At 41.0% G+C, this 22,305-nt stretch carries 15 protein-coding genes; 5 read left to right on the forward strand and 10 right to left on the reverse strand.

The annotated features are described in order from the left end of the window. Window positions 1-88: 88 nt before the first annotated feature. On the reverse strand, window positions 89-1,366 hold the full coding sequence (gene purD / locus RMY27_RS18515; RefSeq protein ID WP_322665642.1) for a phosphoribosylamine--glycine ligase: 1,278 nt from the start codon (window positions 1,364-1,366) through the stop codon (window positions 89-91). A 701-nt stretch (window positions 1,367-2,067) separates the two neighbouring features. Here purD and RMY27_RS18520 point away from each other — a divergent pair. From RMY27_RS18520 to RMY27_RS18535, 4 genes are all read left to right on the forward strand, one after another. Beyond that, entirely contained in the window at window positions 2,068-3,042 is a 975-nt protein-coding gene (locus tag RMY27_RS18520) for an NAD-dependent epimerase/dehydratase family protein (RefSeq protein ID WP_322665644.1), read from the forward strand. Between the two features lie 358 nt (window positions 3,043-3,400). Continuing rightward, complete coding sequence (locus RMY27_RS18525) at window positions 3,401-4,147, forward strand: SDR family oxidoreductase (protein WP_322665647.1); 747 nt, start codon at window positions 3,401-3,403, stop codon at window positions 4,145-4,147. A gap of 6 nt (window positions 4,148-4,153) precedes the next feature. Continuing rightward, complete coding sequence (locus tag RMY27_RS18530) at window positions 4,154-5,071, forward strand: gluconolactonase (RefSeq protein ID WP_322665649.1); 918 nt, start codon at window positions 4,154-4,156, stop codon at window positions 5,069-5,071. A gap of 148 nt (window positions 5,072-5,219) precedes the next feature. Continuing rightward, on the forward strand, window positions 5,220-5,786 hold the full coding sequence (locus RMY27_RS18535) for an antibiotic biosynthesis monooxygenase (RefSeq protein WP_322665651.1): 567 nt from the start codon (window positions 5,220-5,222) through the stop codon (window positions 5,784-5,786). 473 nt (window positions 5,787-6,259) lie between these two features. Here RMY27_RS18535 and hetF read toward each other — a convergent pair whose 3' ends face one another. The 9 genes from hetF to RMY27_RS18580 all read right to left on the reverse strand — a co-directional run bounded on the left by hetF (window position 6,260) and on the right by RMY27_RS18580 (window position 20,466). Further along, complete coding sequence (hetF, locus tag RMY27_RS18540; RefSeq protein ID WP_322665653.1) at window positions 6,260-8,761, reverse strand: cell division protein HetF; 2,502 nt, start codon at window positions 8,759-8,761, stop codon at window positions 6,260-6,262. A 2,085-nt stretch (window positions 8,762-10,846) separates the two neighbouring features. After that, entirely contained in the window at window positions 10,847-11,602 is a 756-nt protein-coding gene (locus tag RMY27_RS18545) for an FHA domain-containing protein (RefSeq protein ID WP_322665655.1), read from the reverse strand. A 690-nt stretch (window positions 11,603-12,292) separates the two neighbouring features. Beyond that, the gene (locus RMY27_RS18550; protein WP_322665657.1) at window positions 12,293-13,888 is read right to left on the reverse strand and encodes a serine/threonine-protein kinase; all 1,596 of its coding nucleotides are present in this window, start codon (window positions 13,886-13,888) and stop codon (window positions 12,293-12,295) included. 589 nt (window positions 13,889-14,477) lie between these two features. After that, window positions 14,478-15,308 (reverse strand): phytoene/squalene synthase family protein, encoded by an 831-nt coding sequence (locus RMY27_RS18555; RefSeq protein ID WP_322665659.1) that lies wholly within the window; start codon window positions 15,306-15,308, stop codon window positions 14,478-14,480. A gap of 1,106 nt (window positions 15,309-16,414) precedes the next feature. Further along, window positions 16,415-16,849, reverse strand: coding sequence for a thioesterase family protein (locus RMY27_RS18560; RefSeq protein ID WP_322665660.1), 435 nt, complete (start codon window positions 16,847-16,849; stop codon window positions 16,415-16,417). Continuing rightward, window positions 16,843-17,478: a TetR/AcrR family transcriptional regulator gene (locus RMY27_RS18565; protein ID WP_322665662.1), complete on the reverse strand. Its 636-nt coding sequence runs from the start codon at window positions 17,476-17,478 to the stop codon at window positions 16,843-16,845. Before RMY27_RS18565 ends, RMY27_RS18560 begins: the two co-directional genes overlap by 7 nt. Before the next feature lie 883 nt (window positions 17,479-18,361). Beyond that, window positions 18,362-18,793 (reverse strand): GFA family protein, encoded by a 432-nt coding sequence (locus RMY27_RS18570; RefSeq protein WP_322665664.1) that lies wholly within the window; start codon window positions 18,791-18,793, stop codon window positions 18,362-18,364. A 249-nt stretch (window positions 18,794-19,042) separates the two neighbouring features. Further along, window positions 19,043-19,411 carry a hypothetical protein gene (locus RMY27_RS18575; RefSeq protein ID WP_322665666.1) on the reverse strand — a complete coding sequence of 123 codons (369 nt, stop codon included), beginning with the start codon at window positions 19,409-19,411 and terminating at the stop codon, window positions 19,043-19,045. 293 nt (window positions 19,412-19,704) lie between these two features. Further along, complete coding sequence (locus RMY27_RS18580; RefSeq protein WP_322665668.1) at window positions 19,705-20,466, reverse strand: DUF6748 domain-containing protein; 762 nt, start codon at window positions 20,464-20,466, stop codon at window positions 19,705-19,707. A gap of 591 nt (window positions 20,467-21,057) precedes the next feature. On the opposite strand from RMY27_RS18580, the gene RMY27_RS18585 reads away from it, so the two are divergent. After that, window positions 21,058-22,038: a helix-turn-helix domain-containing protein gene (locus RMY27_RS18585; RefSeq protein WP_322665670.1), complete on the forward strand. Its 981-nt coding sequence runs from the start codon at window positions 21,058-21,060 to the stop codon at window positions 22,036-22,038. Window positions 22,039-22,305 lie beyond the last annotated feature (267 nt).

Consider the following 22,305-nt stretch of genomic DNA (forward strand, 5'->3'; position numbering starts at 1 on the left):
TTAAAAATTAACAGTTAATTTGACAAATATGTTGGGCAAAGAGGGAATGGGGCATTGGGCATGGTGAATAACTCCAAACTCCTAACTCTTAACTCCTAACTCTATAACCGATATCTCTCCGGTAATACATCCCTTCAAACTGAATATGTTTGATACTAGTGTAGGCTTGGGCGATCGCTTGCTCAAAATTTTCTCCGATTCCAGTCACATTTAATACTCGACCCCCATCTGTGACTATTTCTTGTTGCTGGTTCAACTTCGTACCTGCATGAAATACAGTTGCTCCTGCTGCTTCTGCTTCCTCAATGCCAGTAATCACCTGGCCCTTTTCATATTCTCCTGGATAACCACCAGAAGCGGCAACAACAGTGGCAGATGCTCCCCCTTTCCAAGCAATGGGCGGCAATTCACTCAATCGCTGCTGTACACAGGCTAGGATTAACTCTTCTAGGGGTGTTTCTAACAGTGGCAAAATCACCTGGGTTTCGGGGTCGCCAAAGCGACAGTTAAATTCCAAAACCTTCAAGTCGCCATCGGGTGCAATCATTAACCCAGCATACAGTACACCTCGGTAATCAATACCTTTAGATCGTAAGGTGGCGATCGCTCTTTCTAGTACTTCTGTTTGAATGCGTGCCATCAACTCTGGTGTAGCGATGGGTGCTGGGCTGTATGCTCCCATCCCGCCAGTATTTTCGCCCGTGTCGCCGTCACCAATCCGCTTATGATCTTGTGCTGGCAACAAGGGTCTAATTGTTAACCCATCAGTCAACGCTAAAACCGACACCTCTTGCCCAATCAAACATTCTTCAATTACGACAAATCTACCAGCACTGCCAAATTGTCCCTGAAAAATTGCATCAACGGCACTTTCTGCCTGTGCAACTGTTTCAGCTACCGTTACACCCTTACCAGCCGCCAACCCATCAGCTTTGACAACAATGGGCGCTCCCTGAGATTTGACGTAAGATTTTGCTGCCGTAGCCTCAGTAAATACCGCAGCCCGTGCCGTCGGAATCCCTGCTTCTTGCATCAGGGCTTTTGCCCAAGCTTTACTCGCCTCAATTTGCGCTCCAGCTCTGACTGGGCCAAATACCATCAATCCTTTATCTTGGAGGTAATCTGTGATTCCCTTAGATAGGGGAACTTCTGGCCCAACTATTACCAAAGTTATGCCATGTTCTAGAGCATATCGGCTCATCCCCTCAAAATCATCTACTGCTAAAGGCAAGTTTTGACAACGTTCCATAGTTGCTGTGCCCCCATTCCCTGGTACACAGACAACTTGCTCAATTTGCTTAGATTGCAACAGTTTCCATGCCAGAGCGTGTTCGCGCCCCCCATTACCGACAACTAAAACTTTCACTGATTTCCTCGTGCGTCCCTTGCAAAATGAGAATACCTGATTCGACTCTCGCGGATCAATTTTTTCATCAATTCTCACACTTGTGCAAGTTTCTGAATGATTTAGTATACCTCTTGTAAAAGTCCCCTAAGATTCCACTCCCAGCCCCTCGCCGCCTGCCTACGTGTACACAAGTCGAATTACCCCCCTCAATCCCCCCGATGCATTGGGGAGATGCCGGAAAATCTAGTTCCCTCCTCTTTGCAAGGGGAGGGTTAGGGTGGGGTAAAAACTTGGGTTTTTCAGCTATTTCAAACTTGTGTGTACACCGTAGCCTTTATAAAAGGGGAGGGTTAGGGTGGGGCCTTGGTTAATCATCTATTTTAAACTTATCTATACACCGTAGCCAAGGGGGGTGGAGTTCTTTTATTTATGCATCACTTTAATTATTTGATCTGCTGACCTATTTTAGTTGTTGAATTCCAACTGCATTTATTTAAAAAATAAAATTTCACTAATTAGTAAAATTTTATTTTTTATTATTAGTAATTAATAAATCAAGTTGATAACACATTTTCAGCATAAATGTATTAGTTTAATTATCTTTTTTGCTGATACAATTCAACCTATCTATAAAAAAATCCTCAATCGACAACCAATTTTTGACTATAATTATTAACTTGTGAATATCGCGGTTAATCAGGATATAAAAAATCGGCAACATGGCTAAAATTATCGTTACTGGAGTTGCAGGCTTTATTGGTTCTCATCTTGCAGAAACATTGCTAGAACAAGGCAACGAAGTGATCGGGATTGATGAATTCAATGATTATTACGATCCGATGTTAAAACGAAACAATGTTGCACACTTGTATCGTTTACCTGGTTTTGCATTAATTGAAGGAGATATGCAGTTTTTAGATTGGCAGAAACTCCTAAAAGATGTTGATGTAGTTTACCATCAAGCGGCACAAGCAGGGGTCAGAGCAAGTTGGGGTAAAGCTTTTCGAGGCTATACAGAACGAAATGTTAACGCTACACAAGTTTTGCTGGAAGCAGCTAAAGATGCTAAACACCTAAAAAGATTAGTGTTTGCCTCTTCATCTAGTGTATATGGTGATGCAGAAACATTACCTACCCACGAGCGAATTTGTCCTCAACCGGTTTCTCCTTACGGCATTACGAAACTAGCAGCAGAGTTTTTGTGTGAACTCTATTATAAGAACTTTGGTCTGCCCTGTGTGACATTGCGCTATTTCACAGTCTACGGCCCCAAACAGCGCCCAGATATGGCATTTCATAAGTTTTTTCAATCCATTTTGCACGATGAGGCGATTCCTATTTACGGCGATGGTCAGCAAACGCGGGAGTTTACGTTTGTTAGTGATATTGTCGCCGCTAATTTAGCTGCCGCCACCGCACCCCAAGCAGTAGGAGAAATCTTTAATATCGGTGGTGGTAGTAGGGTGGTTTTAGCAGAAGTCTTAAATACGATTGAAGAAATTGTTGGGAAGCCAATTAAAAGAAACCACATAGAAAAAGCGATGGGAGACGCACGTCACACGGCTGCTGATGTATCAAAAGCACAGAAAATTCTCGGATATAAGCCGCAAGTCTCCCTAAAAGAGGGCTTGACACAGGAATGGGAGTGGGTGAAATCTTTGTATTCCCTATCCTCCAAAATAATCTCTTTTTAATTAATCAAACTACCAGATATTTACACTGGTGGTTTCTTAATTTACTCAAAAAGGATAGGCAAGGGCGATCGCTTTGTGAGTCTAGGGACTTGCAAAAAATAAATTATCCCAAATTATTTATAGATTTTTAGGGACGCAAGGCCTTACGACGGGATCTTTTTTTAACTGGAAGTCCCCTATCCATATCAGCAATATCCCTAGCATTACTGTGCCTCTATGAAATATGTAGTTTTTGAACTTATTCATATTTAGTGTTTATTGTCAATACATAAACCCTAAAATGTATTGCTAAAATCAATTTGCTTAATTTACAACATCTCAGTACAGTAAATTTAAAAGCAGTTTGAAGGTCATAAAAATGACGACTCAAAAAAGGATTGCTGTAGTTACAGGAAGTAACCGAGGGCTAGGATATGCAATTTCCCGCCAATTATCCCAATTTGGCAACCGCGTAATTCTGACGAGTCGTAATGAAACAGATGGTCTTGCTGCTAAACAGCAGTTGTCCAGTGAAGGGCTTGATGTTGACTATCACAAGCTGGATGTTACCAATGATGGAAGCGTGCAGCAGTTTACCGAGTGGTTGCATGAAACTTATGGCAAAGTAGATATTCTGGTCAATAATGCAGGTGTAAATCCCACAACAAAGCCTGAAGAGTCCAGCTTACTGACTGTGCATTTGGAAACGATGCGATCTACCTTTGAAACTAATGTTTTAGCGGTACTCAGAATTTCTCAAGCACTAATTCCGTTAATGAAGGTGCAAAACTACGGTCGCATTGTCAATATCTCAACGGAAATGGCATCTCTGGCGTCAGTTCCGGGAGACTACTACCCTTTAGCGCCTTCCTACCGACTCTCAAAGGTGGGAGTGAATGGACTAACAGCGATTTTGGGAAAAGAACTCCAAGGTACTAACATTCTTGTAAATGCTTATTCTCCAGGTTGGATGAAAACCGATATGGGAGGAGATGATGCTCCATTCACAGCAGAAGAAGGAGCGCAAACAGCTGTTTATTTGGCAACACTTCCCGATGGAGGAGCGCAAGGACTATTTTTTGCAGAGATGCGAAAGTTTGGTGGCCCCATTCAATTACAGTGGTAGGTTAAGATGGAAAATTCCGCAGTTTTACCGCCTATTTACGTTGATACAACCATTGAATTAGCGCCTGCTAAAGTTATTGCCTCCTTCCCTGTGAATACTTTTTTGGAAAATTTAGCAATCGCACCAGATGGCACAATATTTGTAACCAATCACGAAGTTGGCGAGATTGTTCGTATTAGTCCAGATGGCAATCAGCAGATTCATGCCACTGTTGAAGGTAAAGTAAGTGGTCTTGCTTTCGCTGCCAACGGGGGTTTAGTGGCAACAGGCTGGAATGCTGATTCCATACCAGTGGTTTCTTTAGTAGCCAATGATGGCACAGTAGAAACCTTGCTGAAACTGCCAGATGCAATATTTCTCAATGGCATCACTCCGTTTTCTAACACTCAGTATTTAACAGCAGATTCTTATCGGGGTGCAATTTGGCTGATTGATGTCGCTCAACCTCGCACCTCAATTTGGCTAGAACATCCAATGCTTGCTCGTAGCAATTCGGAAAATATTATTCCGGCTGCAAATGGTTTGAAGCGTTTTGGTGATTTTCTCTACGTTTCAAATACGGAAAAAATGTTGCTGTTGCGGATTCCCGTTGATACCGCAAATCGACCAGGTGAACCGGAAATTTTTGTAGAGCAAACTAATATTGACGACTTCGCCTTTGACGTGGAAGGCAATCTTTATGGAGCAACGCACATATACAACAGTGTGGTGCGAATTGCAAGCGATCGCAGTACTACTATTATTGCTCAAGCCGAGGCAGGTGTAATTGGCAGCACAGCCGTGGCTTTTGGTCAAACCCAGAGTGATCGCACCGCAATTTATGTTGTGACTAATGGTGGGATGTTTTTACCTCCACCCACTGGTGTCGTTCCTGCTAATGTTGTTCGGCTCGAAGTTGGAAAACCTGGATATCCCTTGGCTTGAGCGTGGCCGAATTTTAGATTTTAAATTTGGGATTTTGAATTGAAAATCCCAAATTTAAAAAGGTTTCACAGCCAGCAAATTTCTACTTGCTCTGCAATTGATAAACTACGTGAGAAAATCTAAAATCAAAAATTGATTGGCATAAATAATGGAGATAGAACAGAACGATCAATTTGTAACCGTGGTTATTACACAACTTGTCAAACCTGGATGCGAAACTGCTTACGAAGCTTGGTTGAAAGAGATTACCAGGGTTTCTAGAACTTACATGGGTCACATGGGAACAAATGTTATTTGTCCTCAACTTGGAGTGCGAAATGAATATGTGATTATCTTTCGATTTAACAGTTATGAAAATTTAGAGGTGTGGATGACATCGCGCGATCGCGAACATTTACTTAATCAAGGTAAGCATTTAGTTGAATCCGATCCTTATGTTCAAAAAATCAGTGGATTAGAAGCTTGGTTTTCTCTTCCAGGTCAACCATTAAAAACTCCACCGCGTTATAAAACAGCCTTGCTAACTTGGGGAGCTGTATATGTGTTGATTAATTTATTGAATACGTTCTTAGTACCCCTAATCCGAGGTTTACCACCCTTGATTATTTCGTTGATTATAACGATTATTATGGTTTTGCTATTAACTTATATTGTCATGCCTAAAGTTAGCCGTTTGTTTAGCTTTTGGCTATATCCTAAATCACGAAAAATTTAGCAATTAACATTATTTTAACTAACCTACTTTGGCTATTTTACGATTGCCTCCTCTTCTGAGTCAAAAACAATTAGGGACTTGCAGTTAAAAAAACCTGAGTTCAGGATAAGCTGAAACCTTGATTTAGTCGTTAGTTTCAACAGTGTGAAACCCTTATTCTTTTGTCCAATCAATCAAATTTTAGTCCTTAACCCGAACTGGTGTTAAAAAAATATTCCATCCCGGCGGGATGCCCCGCGAACGTAGGGGCGCAAGACCTTGCGCCCCTACAAATATTTATCTTTTTGCAACTCCCTTAACATTTAATAATTAAAAGCGATCGCGCCACGACCAATACGGTTCGGATAAGCATTTTTCACTTTCCTTATGATCTGGGGAATGGGTTTGCGGGTAAAGGGGAAAGGATGTATTCAAAACCTTTCCCCTTTACCCTTTACCCTTTAACCGAACCGTATTGGCGCCACGACAATATATTACTGTTTTTCACCTTTTTCCTGAAGGAGCGATCGCCAATCTTCAATCGCCTTCTCTGTCCACAGCCAATTTTTAGCTAATTTATCTACCTGGAAATTTTCTGGATCGGACTTGAGAACTGTTTGCCGCAACTTAATCGCTTCATTTAGATATTGTGTCTGCTTACCATTAGATTGACTAAGTGCAGATTTATACAATCCAAGAGCTAAACCAGCATAAGAAGTTAAAGCATCTTGAGGAACTGCTGTATTTCTGGATGTTGAATTTGTGTTCTGTTCTTTGAGAGCTAAATTCAAAGCCTTGAACCAAGAATCATTGGCGCGATTCAGATTGCCTTCTGTGTAGTAGGCAAATCCCAAAGCGTTATTATACAAAAGCGATTCGGGTTTAGCTTTGGCAGCAGTTTCCCAATAACGACGGGCATCATCGACACTATAGTTATTGTCTCCAGTTTGGATAGACTGCCACGCCAATCTTCCCTTGTAAAAATTCACAGAGGGATCGTCAGCTTGTTTACTAGGAATTAGTTTTAAGGAAGTTTCAGCCGCAGCCAGTGCGCCCCGATTGAGTAGTTCTTCTACAGCCAATAACCCACCTTGCAAATCACCTTGGCTCAATTTTTCCGTAGCAGTAGCGGTGACAATTCCAGTCGTTTCTATTCCTAAATCGATATTGGGCTGCTTTTGAATCGTTCGAGAATCAGGTAGAGACTGGGTGGGAATTTCTGGTATTTTAGGCAGTGCTTGGGGGCGATTTTGCCACCACCAATTTAAACCGATCGCTGCTGCGATCGCACTGATCCCCACAACGCTTACAATCGGCCACAGCTTGCGGCGACGGGTACGATTTCTTGGCGGGGGTGGTTGCGATTGCGAAAAATTAGAATTTTGCCAATTTTCTTCACGGTTTCCAGGAGTTGCAGGTGGCGGTGGTGGAACTTCTCCCCACAAATCTGCTGACTCTTCTGAGGAAGTCATTTCCTCTGAAATCTGGCTTTGGTGAAGACTATTTTCGCGAATTTGTTGATCTGATTCAGTTGGAGCTTTTTGGTTATCTAGCTGACGAAATAAATCCGAAACTATCGCAGAATCTTCTTCATAGCTTGGATCGTCATACTCAATTTCATCAACCAGATCGCCCCAAGTATCTTCACCCAGCCAATCCAACCCAGAATCCCGTGTCAAACCAGAAGGAATCATGTCTTCCATTCCTAAAGGCATCTCGCTATCATCAGGTATACCAGGGTACATCGTGGAAGTTACCCCTAAAGGCGAACCATACTGATTCAGCGAATCTGTACTTGCAGATACCTCAGCTTCCTGACTTAAAAAACCGTCAAATTCTGGCTGGAGATATAAAATCGGTAATGCCCAGTACATCTGGTGAGAACCATAAGCAGAAATTAATCCTTGGCGCACCCGACTTACACACAAATCTACTGGATATCCCTGATTTAAATTGCGGTAAAACAATTGTGTGAGCGTCAACGCCACTTCATCAGGAATCCGTTCTGACATCGCCAAAACGCTTCTAATTCCGCGCTTCACCAGACTTTCCGCTAAGTTTCGTTCGCCAGTATCTCCAGAGGGATTGGACGCTGCTGTGTAAGCGCCCAAGCAGGAATTAAACACTGCCATTTGGATATTATTGTTGACAAGCAAACCTGCCAAATCGTCCCCAGTTAAGATTTCCGTTAAGCCAGTTCTGCGACTAACAAGATAAATTTCTCCGCCATTTGCGCCTAAATTACTATGACCAGAGTAGTGGAGAACGTGGTATCTGCCTTGTTCTAAGGCTTGCGTCAGTTCTTCCCGTCCTGGTTGGTCTAATACAGTGAGTTCAATTTCGGGGAAACGATTGCGGCCTTCACCAGGTCGTGACGTTTGACGGTGAAGTTCGGCTTGCAGTTTAATTGCTTCTTGTTTCTGTAAGTCAAGACGGACTTGATCTAAGGGAGAAGCAATTACCATCAAGACTCTGACACCACCTTGTTCTGGTGGTGTGGGCATATTTTGCGAGCGCAAAGGAGAAGCCCCCAAAATTCCACTTTGGAAGCGAGAAAAAGCCACATAAGGTCCAGTGGCCAGAGGGCGATCGCCTGCGTGCATTACTTCCCAAGGCAAACGAGCTAATCTAGTGTCTTTTAGCCCCAAGCGTAACCGTAGTACTTGCTGATGGTTCTGGGCAATACCTTGGGCAGTAATCCAACTATCTCTGAGAGTGCCTTGAAATAGGGCATTATAAAATTGTTGACCCAACGCCACCAAATTCACAGAGTTTCTGGCAATATCACTTTCATGCCCGCCAGAGGTAAATGGATCTCCTTGCAACACCGAATTCAACGGGTCATTCATCAAATGCCCAGCAGCCATCAACCAATCAGCTATAGGCCAAGTCACCAATTCTTCTGCCAATGGTACCCCAGGCGCGACTTGTTCCGTCCGCACCAAGTAGTCATTTTGCCCTACAGGAGTTACCGAAATGTGGAATTCCTGGGTCACAGTTTCTCCTGTCCGCCTCCTAAATCTGGTTTGAAACGCGAAAGTTTCAAGTCGATTTTTCGCTTCCTCTGATAATTTAGATGCATCCTGCCCCTGAATGTTTCTGATTCGGTGTTGTTTTGGTTTTTCTGCCTTTACAACTTTATCCGGATCGGATTACCTGGGTCTAGAACACTTAATTGGTAGATGCACCTTGATCTTCAACTCCCCTAGTAGGCTAACACCCACTGGGGGTTTTTTTATTTTTGGCAAACAACAGCAACTTCTGACGCAGATATTCTCTACCAGAAAATAGTGCTTAATCCTAGAATACTTGATTAATAGATGGATGTCCCCCGATCTTTAACTCCCCTAATTGAGTTAATATCCACTTTTGTTTTTTTGACACACGATCGCAATCAACTTTCTCATAAATTTATCCGGAGCATGGTGGTTAAACCTAGAACATTTAAGTGGTAGATGCACCCTGATAACTAGCTCCCCTGGTTGGCTAACGCCCACTGGGGGTTTTTTTATGAAAATTGAGTGCTATTGATTAACCCTGAAACACCCATTTTGTAAAGCAGCGCACCGTTCGTTTAGTTGCTAGGTCTATCTTGATAACTAACCCTCTAAGGTTTTTCTTCCATCGACAAACAGTAACAACTTCAACCTCTACTAATTTATCCGGTAGCGACCCATTTATTTTAGAAAAGATTATTGGTAGATGCACCCTGATAACTCACTCCCCTGGTTGGTTAACACCCACTGGGGGTTTTTTCTAGTTGCGTCACCGATAGCGATCGCAAATGCGTTTCGTAGAGAAGTGTTAGCGAGTCTTTTCCTCTCAAAGATGCTACATGTAGCTTGCTTCTCCATAGAGGTACAACCTTTACAGCCCATCGTAGACATCGTCTCTAATTTAGTTCATTTTTCCCGGAAGATGCTAGCTGCCCCTAGAAAAGATTATTGGTAGATGCACCCTGATAACTCACTCTCCTAGTAGGTTAACACCCACTGGGGGCTTTTTTTATTTAAAAAAAATAACTGACCCTGATAACTCACTCCCCTGATAGGTTAACATCCACTGGGAGTTTTTTCTACTACTTGCGTTACCAATAGCGAGACGCATTTGCGTTTCGTAGAGAAGTATTAGCGAGTCTTTTCCTCCTTTTCCATAGAGGTACGAGCTTTACAGCCCATTATTGTAGACATCGCCTTTGATTTAGTTCATTTTTCCCGGAAGATGCTAGCTGCCCCTAGAAAAGATTATTGGTAGATGCACCCTGATAACTCACTCTCCTAGTAGGTTAACACCCACTGGGGGCTTTTTTTATTTAAAAAAAATAACTGACCCTGATAACTCACTCCCCTGATAGGTTAACATCCACTGGGAGTTTTTTCTACTACTTGCGTTACCAATAGCGAGACGCATTTGTGTCTCGTAGAGAAATGTTAGCGAGTCTTTTCCTCTTAGAGATACTACGCGTAGCTTGCTTCTCCATAGAGGTACGAACGTTACAGCCCGTTATAGACATCGCCATCGCCTCTGATTTAGTTCATTTTTCCCGGAAGATACTAGCTGCCCCTAGAAAAGATTATTGGTAGATGCACCCTGATAACTCACTCCCCTAGTAGGCTAACACCCACTGGGGGTTTTTTTATTTAAAAAATAACTGACCTTTGTCCAAATTTATCCGGAGTATGGTCTTCAACCTGAGAACACTTAATTGGTAGATGCACCCTGATAACTAACTCCCCTAGTAGGTTAACACCCACTGGGGGTTTTTTTGCCCTAGACGCATAGCGGTGAGCTACATAACCGGAGTAAATCACTATCACTACTCTTGTTCTTACTCCTGGTAGACCTTGAGTATCTTCCTGTTCCCAGGATAGAGCATAACTTACTCACTCAATCCCTGAATCGCTTTCTTTTTATTGTGAGCTAGAAACGCCACTCCAAAATGATTGCTATGATATTTAATCCCATTCTTAATTTTTTTTATATATTTTGGCGAGTTTCCTTTTAACTTTCACTATTTGTCTGCCTCAGCAAACCAAATATCACGCTACCGCTAACAGCACTCCTGAAGCAATTGAAAACTGCTAGAAATTCCAATTTTTGAGTTGGTTAGGATTAGACGGTAATTGTGTGGTAAACAGGCGGTCTAAAATTTCTGATTTCTGTTCTGAACTGAAGTTGTCATAAAAATTTTCAAGCTTCTCAACTATTCCGAAATTTCTGAAAGCCTCTAAATTAGCATCTGGTTTTTCAATTAGAGGTTTTTGTCTATTTTGGGAATAAGTAAGTATATCTACTGTATGATTATTCCTTCGATGCACAAGCTGCATTAATAAATCTATTGCAACAGTTGGCAGAACGCGGTAGGTAGAAGTCATAAAAAAATCAAATGTCATATTTCCTAGACGGATGCGATCGCCATCTTTGAGCTGAATCGGACTAACAGCGCGATTACCATTCACAAACGAGCCATTGGTACTGTTGAAATCAATTAAGTAAAAGCCTTGCTCGTCAATATGCTGAATAGCAGCGTGGCGACGAGACAGATGACTGTCACCAATGTAAATACCACTGTTACGATTACGACCTATCGTCCATATCTGCTGTGGCTGTCGTAAACTCTGAGTCTGATTGTCGCCCAAGTTAGTCATCAAATAAACAGCAGCATTATCTACTACACCATGTACATAACCCGCCTTGACTTTCCTCAACGATGGTTGAGATAGGTTTTCTAGCTGAAGAATTTCATCTAGAAGGCTGCTGTGGTGTTCATACAACTTGAGGAATACTTGATATAAAGTTAATCGCCGTTCTATTTCTGTTTGTGCAAAGTCAGTCATTATACGTAAACCTTATACTACCTGATTTCCGTTGTAATATACATCTCCAGCCGACAATCAGGGATAATTAATTTTTTGCTTTTTGCTGCCATCTGAAAAATTTAGTGGTTTCGGATCATTGTATTTTAAAAATTTTAGTTGCGAGATTCCCTGTTGTTTATAGCCATAACAAGTATGTAAATATCTTTATAAAATTATTATGATACTTTATTGTTTATTGTAAATAATCATTTGTTATTTGTAACAGATGAAAACTGTAAAGATTTCATGAAGAATTGACAAACATCTACGTATTTTTGCTAGATGCTTAGACATTTATTAATATTCGTGAGAGTGATGGCTATCGCTCAACCTAAACATTATATATATTTGGCCAATTCTGAATAAATCTAAGTTTTTATCGAGAAGAATCCGGCTAATCTTCCCAGATAGAAAAGTTCAGCCTTGTGAGCCTTATAAAATAAGTATTTTAAAATTGTTAATAAAAATCGAGAACTTAAAAGCAGGGGAGGTGAGGCTATTCTGCTAATCTACAATAATTGATTTCAATAAAAAAGGTTCATCCGTCAGGGTAATCTAGAATCTAATTCTAATATACGAGAATATTCGGATACAGCGACAAGAGAAGCTGTTCGCGATGAATTAGGAAACTCCATCCGTCTATAGATTGTGGTAGTTCACACTTTAAAATCACAACAAGCCTCGTTTCCCATTGGGGCGCACGGTCATCCAATTTGTTTTTGCTAATGCTAGTTGCTCATCAGAAATTTTGGCACTGGTGAGATTAGCACCACACAAATTAGCTCCTCGGAGGTTAGCATTGCTGAGATAAGCATTGCTAAGGTCTGCGCCTCGCAGGTCTGCTCCTTCTAAATCAGCATGGTTAAAGTATGCTTTGCTCAAATTAGCATCTTTAAGATTTGCTCGAGTAAGACTGGCTCTGCCAAAGTCACTATTGTGAAGATTAGCTCCCTGAAGATTGGTTTTTTGCAATTGAGCAGAATGGAAATTTGTTTGAGATAAATCAGCACCTTGCAGATTTAGCAAATTTAAATTGTGTAAGGCAAAATCTCGTCTTCCCTTTAGATAAGCTGTTAATAAACCTTGGGTATCTAACTTCCGTTCAACTTTAGAATTTTGACCTTGTGAACCATTGCTGTTGCTACTGAAAGTCGTTGATTTGGCCATCCCAGAACCCTGGTTTGATCCCGCGGCTTCCGCTGCCTTGGCTCGTCTAGCACGAATCGCTGCCGCTACCTGTGCCACTCCAGTGTTGGTAGCAGCAGGGTTGTTACATAAAACAGCAGAATTTTCCAGGTGATTATGTGTTCGCTCTTTAGATCGATTATCAGATTTAGTCAGCAAACCCTTTGCTAAACTATCTAAGTATGGTTCTATTTCCAATGCTCTGAGAACTTCTGCCGCTGACTGATAGCGATTACGTACAGATACCTCTAACATTTTTCGTAACACATTGCCTAAGTGATCGCTCACTTGCACAAGCTGCTCCCACATCATCTCGCCAGTGTTGGGATTGTAATCTAAATCTTTAGGAGTTTTGCTAGTCAGTAAATAAATGCATGTCACACCTAGTGCATAAATATCACTGGCGTAGACTGGACGCATAGCCATTTGCTCTGGAGGTGCAAAACCAGGAGTACCAATTGCATAGGCAGTTAATGCTGTTTGTCCTGATGGGCCTGTCGCACCTTGGCTGATTTGGTTTTTGACGGCACCAAAGTCGATCAGTACCATTCTGGCATCTTGAGTGCGGCGGATTAAGTTGGCTGGCTTAATATCACGGTGAATCACCTTTTGATCGTGGATGTATTGCAACAGTGGCAAAATCTCGCTCAAAAATTGCTTGACTCCGGTTTCGCTCAAGATGCCGTTAAGTTTGACCTCCTCTTGCAAGGTGTCACCACTGATATATTCTTGAACTAAGTAGAATTGCTCGTGATCTTCAAAATAGTCTAACAATCTTGGTACTTGGGGATGATTGCCAATCTTACCTAGAGTTTTGGCTTCTCGCTCAAAGAGTTCTCTGGCCATCTGTAAAACGTGTGGGGCGCTTCCTGATGGGCGTAATTGTTTGATTACGCAACTCGGTTCTCCTGGTAAGCCTTGATCGTTGGCTAGGAAGGTCGCTCCAAAGCCACCCTGACCTAATGGTTTGATCACCTGATAGCGATCGCGCAACAGTAGTTGCGAGCCACAAGACTGACACCTTTGGCTATATACCAAATTTTCTGGATTGGAACAGGTAGGATTTAAGCAGTAGCTCATGCACTCTCAACTCGCTGCACGAATAATCACGGGGAGTGTTATACTCCCTTCCAATTATTTAGACATTAATCAACTCTTGCCAGGTAATTTTTGCTGGAAATCCTTTGAAGAGTTCCTAAAGTTTAACTGATATTACCTAAAGCGATCGCTAAACAAGATTATTTATTATACTTACATTGGCAAATACTGTTTATGCTATTTTCTAGCAATTCGTAATTCCTTATAACGCTCTCTCAAGGCTTGTGGCGTTCATCGTGCTATTATCCCATTCAGAAAATCAGCTTTAATCTGGTTTTTGCATGGGAGAATTGGTATTAATTGGAGGGCAGTGCCCAACGCCAGTTACTATAATTTGGGGAAACCCCAGACGCTCGCGGACTCGCTAAGGCTGCGCTATCGCTTTTAGCGTCTCCCCTTCTCCCAAAGGGAGAGGCTAACGCCTTTCCTCCGGAACGCTACACGAACGCGGAGCGTCTCGTAGAGAAGGGAGAAGACCGTACTGGCTACCCTACAGAAAGTCGCTGTAGGATTTTGGATGCCCACATTTGGAGGCAATTTAGAATCATCTCCATTAGTCGTTAAGAGATTATTAGCTAGCTTTCATGTTCACACTAATCAGCTGTTCGATAAGTGCAAAAACATCACTGCGGCTGAGTTTCTCTTTACCATTAGCAAGGGCGTCAAGAGTGCCGTTTGCTAAGGTGAAGGGGATTTGACAAAAATCTAAGGCAGGCCCGGTAGGAAGGTCTTTGATATAAGCTTCGGCCAAACCTAGATTGCGCCGGGCATACTCTTGCATATTTTCTGCGCTCCAACCTTCTGGGAAGAATTCTACTCCACGCTTCAAATCTTCAGTGTGGTTACGCAGGATATTGACTGCTTGTAAACCCCGACCAAAACCAATTGCCTGGGTACGGTTTGTTTGTGTTCCATCATACCAAGTCCACAAATCGGAAAGTAACAGTCCCACTGCACCTGCAACCCCAAAGGTATAACGATCTAAATCAGATTCTGTATAAATTTTCCAGTTTTTTTCTGACCAATAAGCCATCCGGTCAGCCATTGCAGCAGTGGCATCCCAAATTCGAGGTGCAATGGTGTCTGGTGCTAGCAGTGACCATTCTCTAACCCTCAAAGTGACTTCTTCTAATGAATCCTCATGCCCACTAAATCCTGCAAAAAAAGCATCTACCGCAAAGCCATCAACTCCTGCTTGTAAGGTCAGGCTAATAGTTCTTAACAGCTTTGCTTTAGTAGCGTTATCTAGTTCGGGATGATCTTCAATTTCATCAATGGCACGCATACACAAATATGCTGATGCTACTGCTTCTTGCAATCCTGGCGGTAAAAGACTAATTGGGATATAAAAAGTTCGGCTAGTTTCTTTGAGGATTTGCAATGCATCTCTACGTAAATTCATGTTTTCACTCCCCACTTGATTTTTGCACCACATGAAGTTTGCAGTTTTTTGATGATACTGGATATAGTTTTGACTAAACCTTAAAAACTATAGACTATAAGATACGCTAGTATTTCATCTAAAAATTGATAGTTTTTGGTATTGCAATTAACAAAACTCTCAAATTAATCAAAGTCTAGTCTAGTATAGAGGTTTTTGGGTGCAAAAGTGTTTGAAGTGTCGTTTGATATAGCTTTCATAAACTTTTAGTATAGATATAAAGAATTATGGTAATATTTGGTTAGATATGACGAAATTTCTCCATAAGCAAACATCCATTTTAAGGATTTAAAATTGCTTAAAGTCTGCGTTAATCTGACTAACAAAGTGTAATTATTGTATATATAAAGACAATTCAGGAAAAGCTGACAACGGATAACAGCATTTGTATATACCTTTTGATGGGTATAGTGGTTTACCGAAGAGTTAGGGTCAGTTAAATTGGACGACATATAAGGCTGCAATGCCTGAGTTGGACTATACCTAATCGATTGGAGTCAGAACCGCCTTGCTGTTCAAAGTGACATAAAGTGACCAAAACTTAGAACAATAAGTTCCCGTATATTTACGAGATTGACAATAAAAAAGTTGGCTGTTTACCCACTCAACAGAATAATTGTGAATATTTGACTTCTTATATCATGTCCGCTTGATTGCTTATTAAACCCAAATAACCGCGAAGAGTTTAAGCTACACTTCGTCTCCACTCGCCACCTGCCTACGGTACACACAAGTCCTAGAAACCCAAGCTTGATGAGCTTTTTCTCCTTCCAATACTCTGGATGGGAATGAGAAGACAATAGGAAATCGAGCTTTTTTCGACTTGTGTGTCCGCACTAGCCCGCTTACAGAGCTGAATTAAGGGGAACCATCAAGAAATTAGTAAGTTTTTAGATTGACCCCCTCCCCATCTGCTCTTACCAAGGAGAGGTGCCGCAGGCAGTGGGCTTATTTCGCGTACTCATGAATAATCGATATCATAGTCTAGATTATGTTTACACACAAACAAACCGAACAGTCTGTAAAAAATTAAAAAAATATCGAAAAATTCCTAATTATTAAATTTTCTAAATCTTTTGTTGATACTGTAAATATTTTTTCTGTAATTCCTCTGGAATGGGAATAAGACGATTATTTTGCAAACTGACAAAACCACCCTTCTGGCTAGCCACTGCTGCTAACTCATTGTTAGATAAAATTTCAGCTTGCACAGTCCACTTTAAGCGTCCTAAGCCACTCAACCATAAACGTCCAATCACTCGGTCAATAATCTTTATTGGACGTTTATATTCAATTTCAGTTCCAGCTAGAATTGGTGTATATCCTTGCTCAATTTGTTGATTGAGTTGCCAATGTTCATCTAAAAACTTTAGACGTAAATCCTCTAGCCATCTGATATAAACAATATTACTTACAATTCCCATAAAATCAATGTCGTATGTTTTGACAGGAATTGCTAACACTACTTCGAATGGTCTGTGTAAGTTGTTATTTACTAGCATTGTTTCTCTTGATATTTTTTAATACTGCTCGGTCTGTTCAATGAAAGAGAAGTTTCCAAGTATTGATTCAGGTGATTAATTACCCTATGGATATGAACTGAATCTCCATAAAGCTTGCTCATCATTATGCCTCCTTCCAGCATTGCGATTATGATGGTAGCGATTTCATCAGCACTCACTTCCGGGCGAATTTCACCCTTTTCAATTCCTGTTTCAATAATTCGACAAATTAGATGCAGCCAAGAGTCCATCGCTTGTTGAGCACGTTCTCGCAACGCCGGATGAGCATCATCACTTTCCACAGCAGTATTCAGCAGTGGACACCCTCCTTTAATCGGTGGATTTTCTGCGAAGCTACTAAATACTCCAATGATTGCTTGCAGACGTTCTACTGCCTGGTGTTTGCTTCGTAATGCAAATCTAGTATGCTGCTTAATGTGAGCGATCGCAAAATCAAAAGCCTGTAACGCGAGATCATCTTTGCTTTGGAAGTGATTGTAAATTCCTCCTTTCTGCAATCTCGTAACACGCATGATGTCTGACATTGATGAGCCTGCATATCCCTGTTGGTTAAACAGTTCGGCTGCTTGGTAGAGAATTCTACTTTTTGTTTCTTCGCCTTTGGACATTACAGCGATTTATTAGAGTAAGGAGTTGTGAGTTTATTGAACTAAAAATTACTGTAAATTAAAAATTACCGACCGAACAGTTTCTTTATAATTATCATGATATATGCTTGTAGGTCAAGTATTTTTCAAAACCGAGTTCTGAACAAAGATTTATTCGATAAAGTAAAGCCATACATAGATTTGCACGATGGCATTTGCAGTGAAGACAATAGACTTCTTGGCATTTGTCGGGGTAAAGGGGAAGGTGGGGTCCCTGAAGGGGATAAGGGGCAGGGGAAAAGGGTAAAGAAACTCAAAATCCTTTCCCTTTAACCTTTTTCCTTTTCCTAAGAGTGCAAAAATATATTTTTGCAAGAGGTCTAATATATATAGTTAAGTAAGTTAGCACAACGTCCAGACAATGCAGATTTCACCTGGTCATCAACACTATTAGTTTTGATGCTACCTCGACTGTAGTAATGATAAATTTTGCATCAATAGAAATTTCAGCAGCAATATTCTCAGTGGCAAGATAAGCTAACGCGCCTACATATTGCACTATTTTCCATGTAGACCGTCATTAGTCATTAGTCACTTGTATGAATTTCGACTGCGCGGTAATCGAGCGACTTGTACTGAGCGTAGTCGAAGTAAGTCGAGATTCAACTACCGCGAACAGCGTCTCGAAGAGAAGCCGAAGTATTAGTTATTTGTGTTTACCAATTGGACTTTGGACAATTGACTTAGGACAACCTCACCAGTTGATGTGCAATCTTATTTGCATAACAGCTTATCAACGGAAGTCTTGTTACAGTTGATTAGTGAAGGTTAAGGCATTTACCAAGGCTTTTCTGACAAGAATTGCTCAGACTATCACAGATATGCTAAAAAGTAACTCCAATCTTTACTGCTGTGATTGCGGTGCAAACTGTGCAAATACCTCTGCCCCTGTCAGGTTCTTGGTTTCATTCGCAAAACAGTAATATTTGGGCTTTTCATCTATGAACATCTGATGATCGAAAACAAGACCTTCACAGCTATCGAATAGTCCAACGGGTATGAAATACTGGTTAGTTTGTTTCAATTTATAAAATAGATGGCTACCACACTTCTTACAGAAGCCACGCTCTGCCCATTCTGAAGATTGATAAAATCCGATATTTTCTTCACCAGAGAAGCTAACATCACTTTCACACTCAACTACTAACAAAGGTCCTCCACCCCAGTTGCGACACATACTACAATGACATGCTCCTACCTGATTACTCATAGGGGTTGTAGAAACGTTTACTACTCCGCACAGGCAGCTACCTTTTGCAATGTTCACATTAGACATATTTTTTCTCTGCTCCCAAAAATGCGCTTCAATTTTACATTCTTTTTTGTTTCATGCTGGAAGTGTCTGCACTATTGAGTGTAGAGGCTGATACAACTAATCTAGCCGCTTCTTGACGCTGATTCAAATCAACATTGATGTTACATCTCCAATTTAAAGATATGGAGTTTTGCGTTGATCGCGTGGAGTGTAACTCGATGGATGGGCTTTGTACCTCAGCCCATCCTACCCTGCTTGAGTGCAAACGTCTTATTTCAGTTTGCAGCTTGCGGTAAGTTCTAGATTGTAGAAAGTCCCTGATTTGGGATTAATTGAACGCAACTGCTGGATAAAAGCATTAAATGTTGTATTGCTTATGCCGAAGCCAGCTTCAGCACAAGCAGATAAACCTCCTTCGATGGGAATAGATCCAACCCTGGGGCTATATACAACGAATTTATCGACAGTGCTATTGCCGACAGCAGACCCAATAACCTGGCGAATTGTTTGCAAAGCGGCATTATCTAAGGAACCACCAATACTGCCAATACTGATGTTAACCGCACGACTTTCAGCCACAGCCGGCGCACTAATCGACAATATTGCCCCGACAATCATCAAACAGCTGAACTTCTTCATTTTTCTCTCCTTCAAAAAATTGAAAAACTAATAATAGGTTTCGACATGGATGAAGTACATCAGAGACTTTGCCATGTAAAGTTTTCAAACACTAGGGTTGTGTAAACTACAAAATCCATGATTCTGAACTTTTGGGGATTACTTCAGCATTAGGTCTTTCCTTTTCTGAAAAATGTTAATTTCTTAAAAATTCTTTATAAAATCGTTTTTGCAGACCCTGGCGTCTAATTGGTGTTGGTTACAGGGAAGCTGAAAAAACATCTAGCAACAGCCATCCCAGCGTGAGACTAATATTAGTTCGGTTCCACTCTCAGATAAAATTGCGTAGCCACAAACTTAACATCTCTCTTGGTCGGGTTTAAGTCGTCTACTACCTTAGTTGTACCCACAGTAATCAAACCTAGAGCGAAAATTTCGTTGTTTGCAGCTTCAATTTGTTCTGGTGTTGCACGCGTTTGGCTCAAATCTATTGACGAAACTTGAGAACTCTGAGGCTTATTCAAAATAAACTTCTCTGTGGAGAAGCAAGGGGTGGTGAAACAGACAATGCCATTGTTTTTAAGCGCAACAAAAGTACCTTTTGCTGGAGTATCTGTAGCAGCTATGAAAGCTTCTTTAACTCTCAATTGCCCAAACTTGCCAATTTCACCAAATTCCACTGGAACTATACTACCTCTGAGAATCAGACGGCTAACATCCTGATTTTGAATTTTTGCCAGTTTGCCCAGTGGTAATTTCAGGGAACTCCAATCAATTGAAGACACATAGCATTCATTGCGAAAGACACCATCAATACAGGGAGTAGCTTTTAGGTTGTTCTGCTTGATGAAAAATCCCCCGCATCTTGGAGAAGCACATCTGCGAAAATCCCTCCGCACCGTGTAATATCCCCACTGGGGAAAGTCTTGATTTTTGACACTGATTGCAACAGAATCATTAGCCTCTGGAGTATAAATGTCCAGAGCATGTGTCTTCGGGTAAAATCCGAAGCTAGCTAGAATTGCACCTAATAGGAGAATGAGTCGGTATTTGTAGTAAATTGATTTTTTGCTCATGGGATCTTTAAATTTTGTTTAAGGTTTTCAGACATCGTGTTTTACCTCACTCGACTGCAACCCTATGTAGGTAAAAAACGTGGAATAACTACTTATCATCCTGTCATGGTACTTTTTTAGTGTATCAGTGATTGATACTAAAACTGTTGTTAACTATATTATTAGTGCCTGACACCAAATCATCATTTGCTCTTATTAATTGTGAGGTAGTGTTAAGGACTGGTGTATTTATACTTTGTGACTATCAATTAAGCCAAATAACAGATGGAACTCCACAGCGATTTCACGGAAGTTATGTGCTGCGACGAGTCAATCATGTTCCTGGCTCAACTCCAGAGCAGTGTAGATGGCATCTTTAGTTAGGGAATATTACTCAAGTCAATTAGTCTGCTGCAAAACGTTTCACAGAGATGCCAGTATCATTTTTATGAATTATGACTGCGTTTATTACTGCCTTGTTCCAGTGTTGATGATAAATTAAAAAGTTTAAATTATACAATTAACATCCGGATAACAAAGGTGAAGTTAGGAAAAATAGTGAAGATATGATTGTAACTTTCTTTAATTGAGTTAATATAAAGGGCTTTCACAATGGTTACTACTCCTGTATACTATTTGCAAATTCTGGACAATCCGAATATTGAAATTTCTCAAGATGAGTTGCGATCGCTTCTAGGAGAAATAGAACTACAACTGCATCGTAGCCGAGTTTATCGACGTGCTTTAGCGATTGTGCAGAAGTTAATAGGTTCAGAAACAGATCAGGCTCAAGATTTATTAAAAGCCGTAGGTAGAGAAGCGATTGGTTTAGCATTTCGACAATTTGCTAAACAAGATCAAAAGGTTGAAACAGCTACAGATACGAAGCAAGCCACAGAAACAGTCAATACTTCATTAGAGATACAACAGGAGCATTGCACGGAAACAGAGCAATCCTCTAAAAATGCAGCAGAAAATTCGTTGTGGAAAAAACCACTACAATTTCTGAATCATCAGAGAATTTCTCAAGCAGAACTTGCCTTGCAAGCAGACCAACAACGCATATTGTGCTTACGTCAAATCGGGCAACAACTCCAAAAAACCCGTCAGTCCAAAGGGCTTTCTTTGGATCACATCCAGCTTTCCACTCATATCCGAACCGAGCTGATAGAGGCATTAGAAAACGGCAACTCGAAAGAATTACCAGATGATATTTTTTTACGTGGGTATATACGACGTTATGGAGATGCTTTAGGACTTAATGGTGTTGCTTTGGCTGCTTCTTTGCCAGAACAAGCAGCTATACCAGTAAATCAGCCTTTTTCGTACCAATCTAAAAAAGGAATGGGATTGGAAATTCGTCCGACGCATTTATATCTAGGTTATGCAGCTCTTCTTGGTGGTGCAATGGGAGGATTAGCTTTGATGTCCCAGCAACAGGCAAATACCAATATATCAACTGAGCAAGATAACTCTTCTTCTGTTTTACAATCGTTAAGAGAACAATCCCCTACTGTTAAACCAGGGATTAAATCTACTAATACTGGTGTGGTTGTCGGATCTGATATTTCCCCACCAGAAGGATTATATTAACGAACTGCACCACAATCCTATTACATCTTAATTGATAAAATCTAAAGCCAAGTACTCAACATTGCGATTTGAGCCTAAATCCTCTTGTGCCTTGCTCAACATCTTGGAAAATTGGGGAAGGAAGGGGCAGCCAGTGGCTGCCCCATAGTAATAATTATTATTTACTGTTGATTTTATGTTTTGGAGGTCACTCAATATAAGAATAAACTCATGGTGATGTGGGGCATAATTACTGCGCTTTGGAGGCAGAAATCCTGTCTTCATATA

The sequence above is a fragment of the Nostoc sp. DedQUE09 genome (assembly GCF_034530915.1).
Lineage (GTDB): Bacteria > Cyanobacteriota > Cyanobacteriia > Cyanobacteriales > Nostocaceae > Nostoc.

Coding starts and splice junctions, on each gene's coding strand:
- RMY27_RS18520 (WP_322665644.1), top strand. CDS start 2,068: ATGGCTAAAATTATCGTTACTGGAGTTGCAGGCTTTATTGGTTCTCAT.
- RMY27_RS18525 (WP_322665647.1), top strand. CDS start 3,401: ATGACGACTCAAAAAAGGATTGCTGTAGTTACAGGAAGTAACCGAGGG.
- RMY27_RS18530 (WP_322665649.1), top strand. CDS start 4,154: ATGGAAAATTCCGCAGTTTTACCGCCTATTTACGTTGATACAACCATT.
- RMY27_RS18535 (WP_322665651.1), top strand. CDS start 5,220: ATGGAGATAGAACAGAACGATCAATTTGTAACCGTGGTTATTACACAA.
- RMY27_RS18545 (WP_322665655.1), bottom strand. CDS start 11,602: ATGACTGACTTTGCACAAACAGAAATAGAACGGCGATTAACTTTATAT.
- RMY27_RS18550 (WP_322665657.1), bottom strand. CDS start 13,888: ATGAGCTACTGCTTAAATCCTACCTGTTCCAATCCAGAAAATTTGGTA.
- RMY27_RS18555 (WP_322665659.1), bottom strand. CDS start 15,308: ATGAATTTACGTAGAGATGCATTGCAAATCCTCAAAGAAACTAGCCGA.
- RMY27_RS18560 (WP_322665660.1), bottom strand. CDS start 16,849: ATGCTAGTAAATAACAACTTACACAGACCATTCGAAGTAGTGTTAGCA.
- RMY27_RS18565 (WP_322665662.1), bottom strand. CDS start 17,478: ATGTCCAAAGGCGAAGAAACAAAAAGTAGAATTCTCTACCAAGCAGCC.
- RMY27_RS18570 (WP_322665664.1), bottom strand. CDS start 18,793: ATGTCTAATGTGAACATTGCAAAAGGTAGCTGCCTGTGCGGAGTAGTA.
- RMY27_RS18575 (WP_322665666.1), bottom strand. CDS start 19,411: ATGAAGAAGTTCAGCTGTTTGATGATTGTCGGGGCAATATTGTCGATT.
- RMY27_RS18580 (WP_322665668.1), bottom strand. CDS start 20,466: ATGAGCAAAAAATCAATTTACTACAAATACCGACTCATTCTCCTATTA.
- RMY27_RS18585 (WP_322665670.1), top strand. CDS start 21,058: ATGGTTACTACTCCTGTATACTATTTGCAAATTCTGGACAATCCGAAT.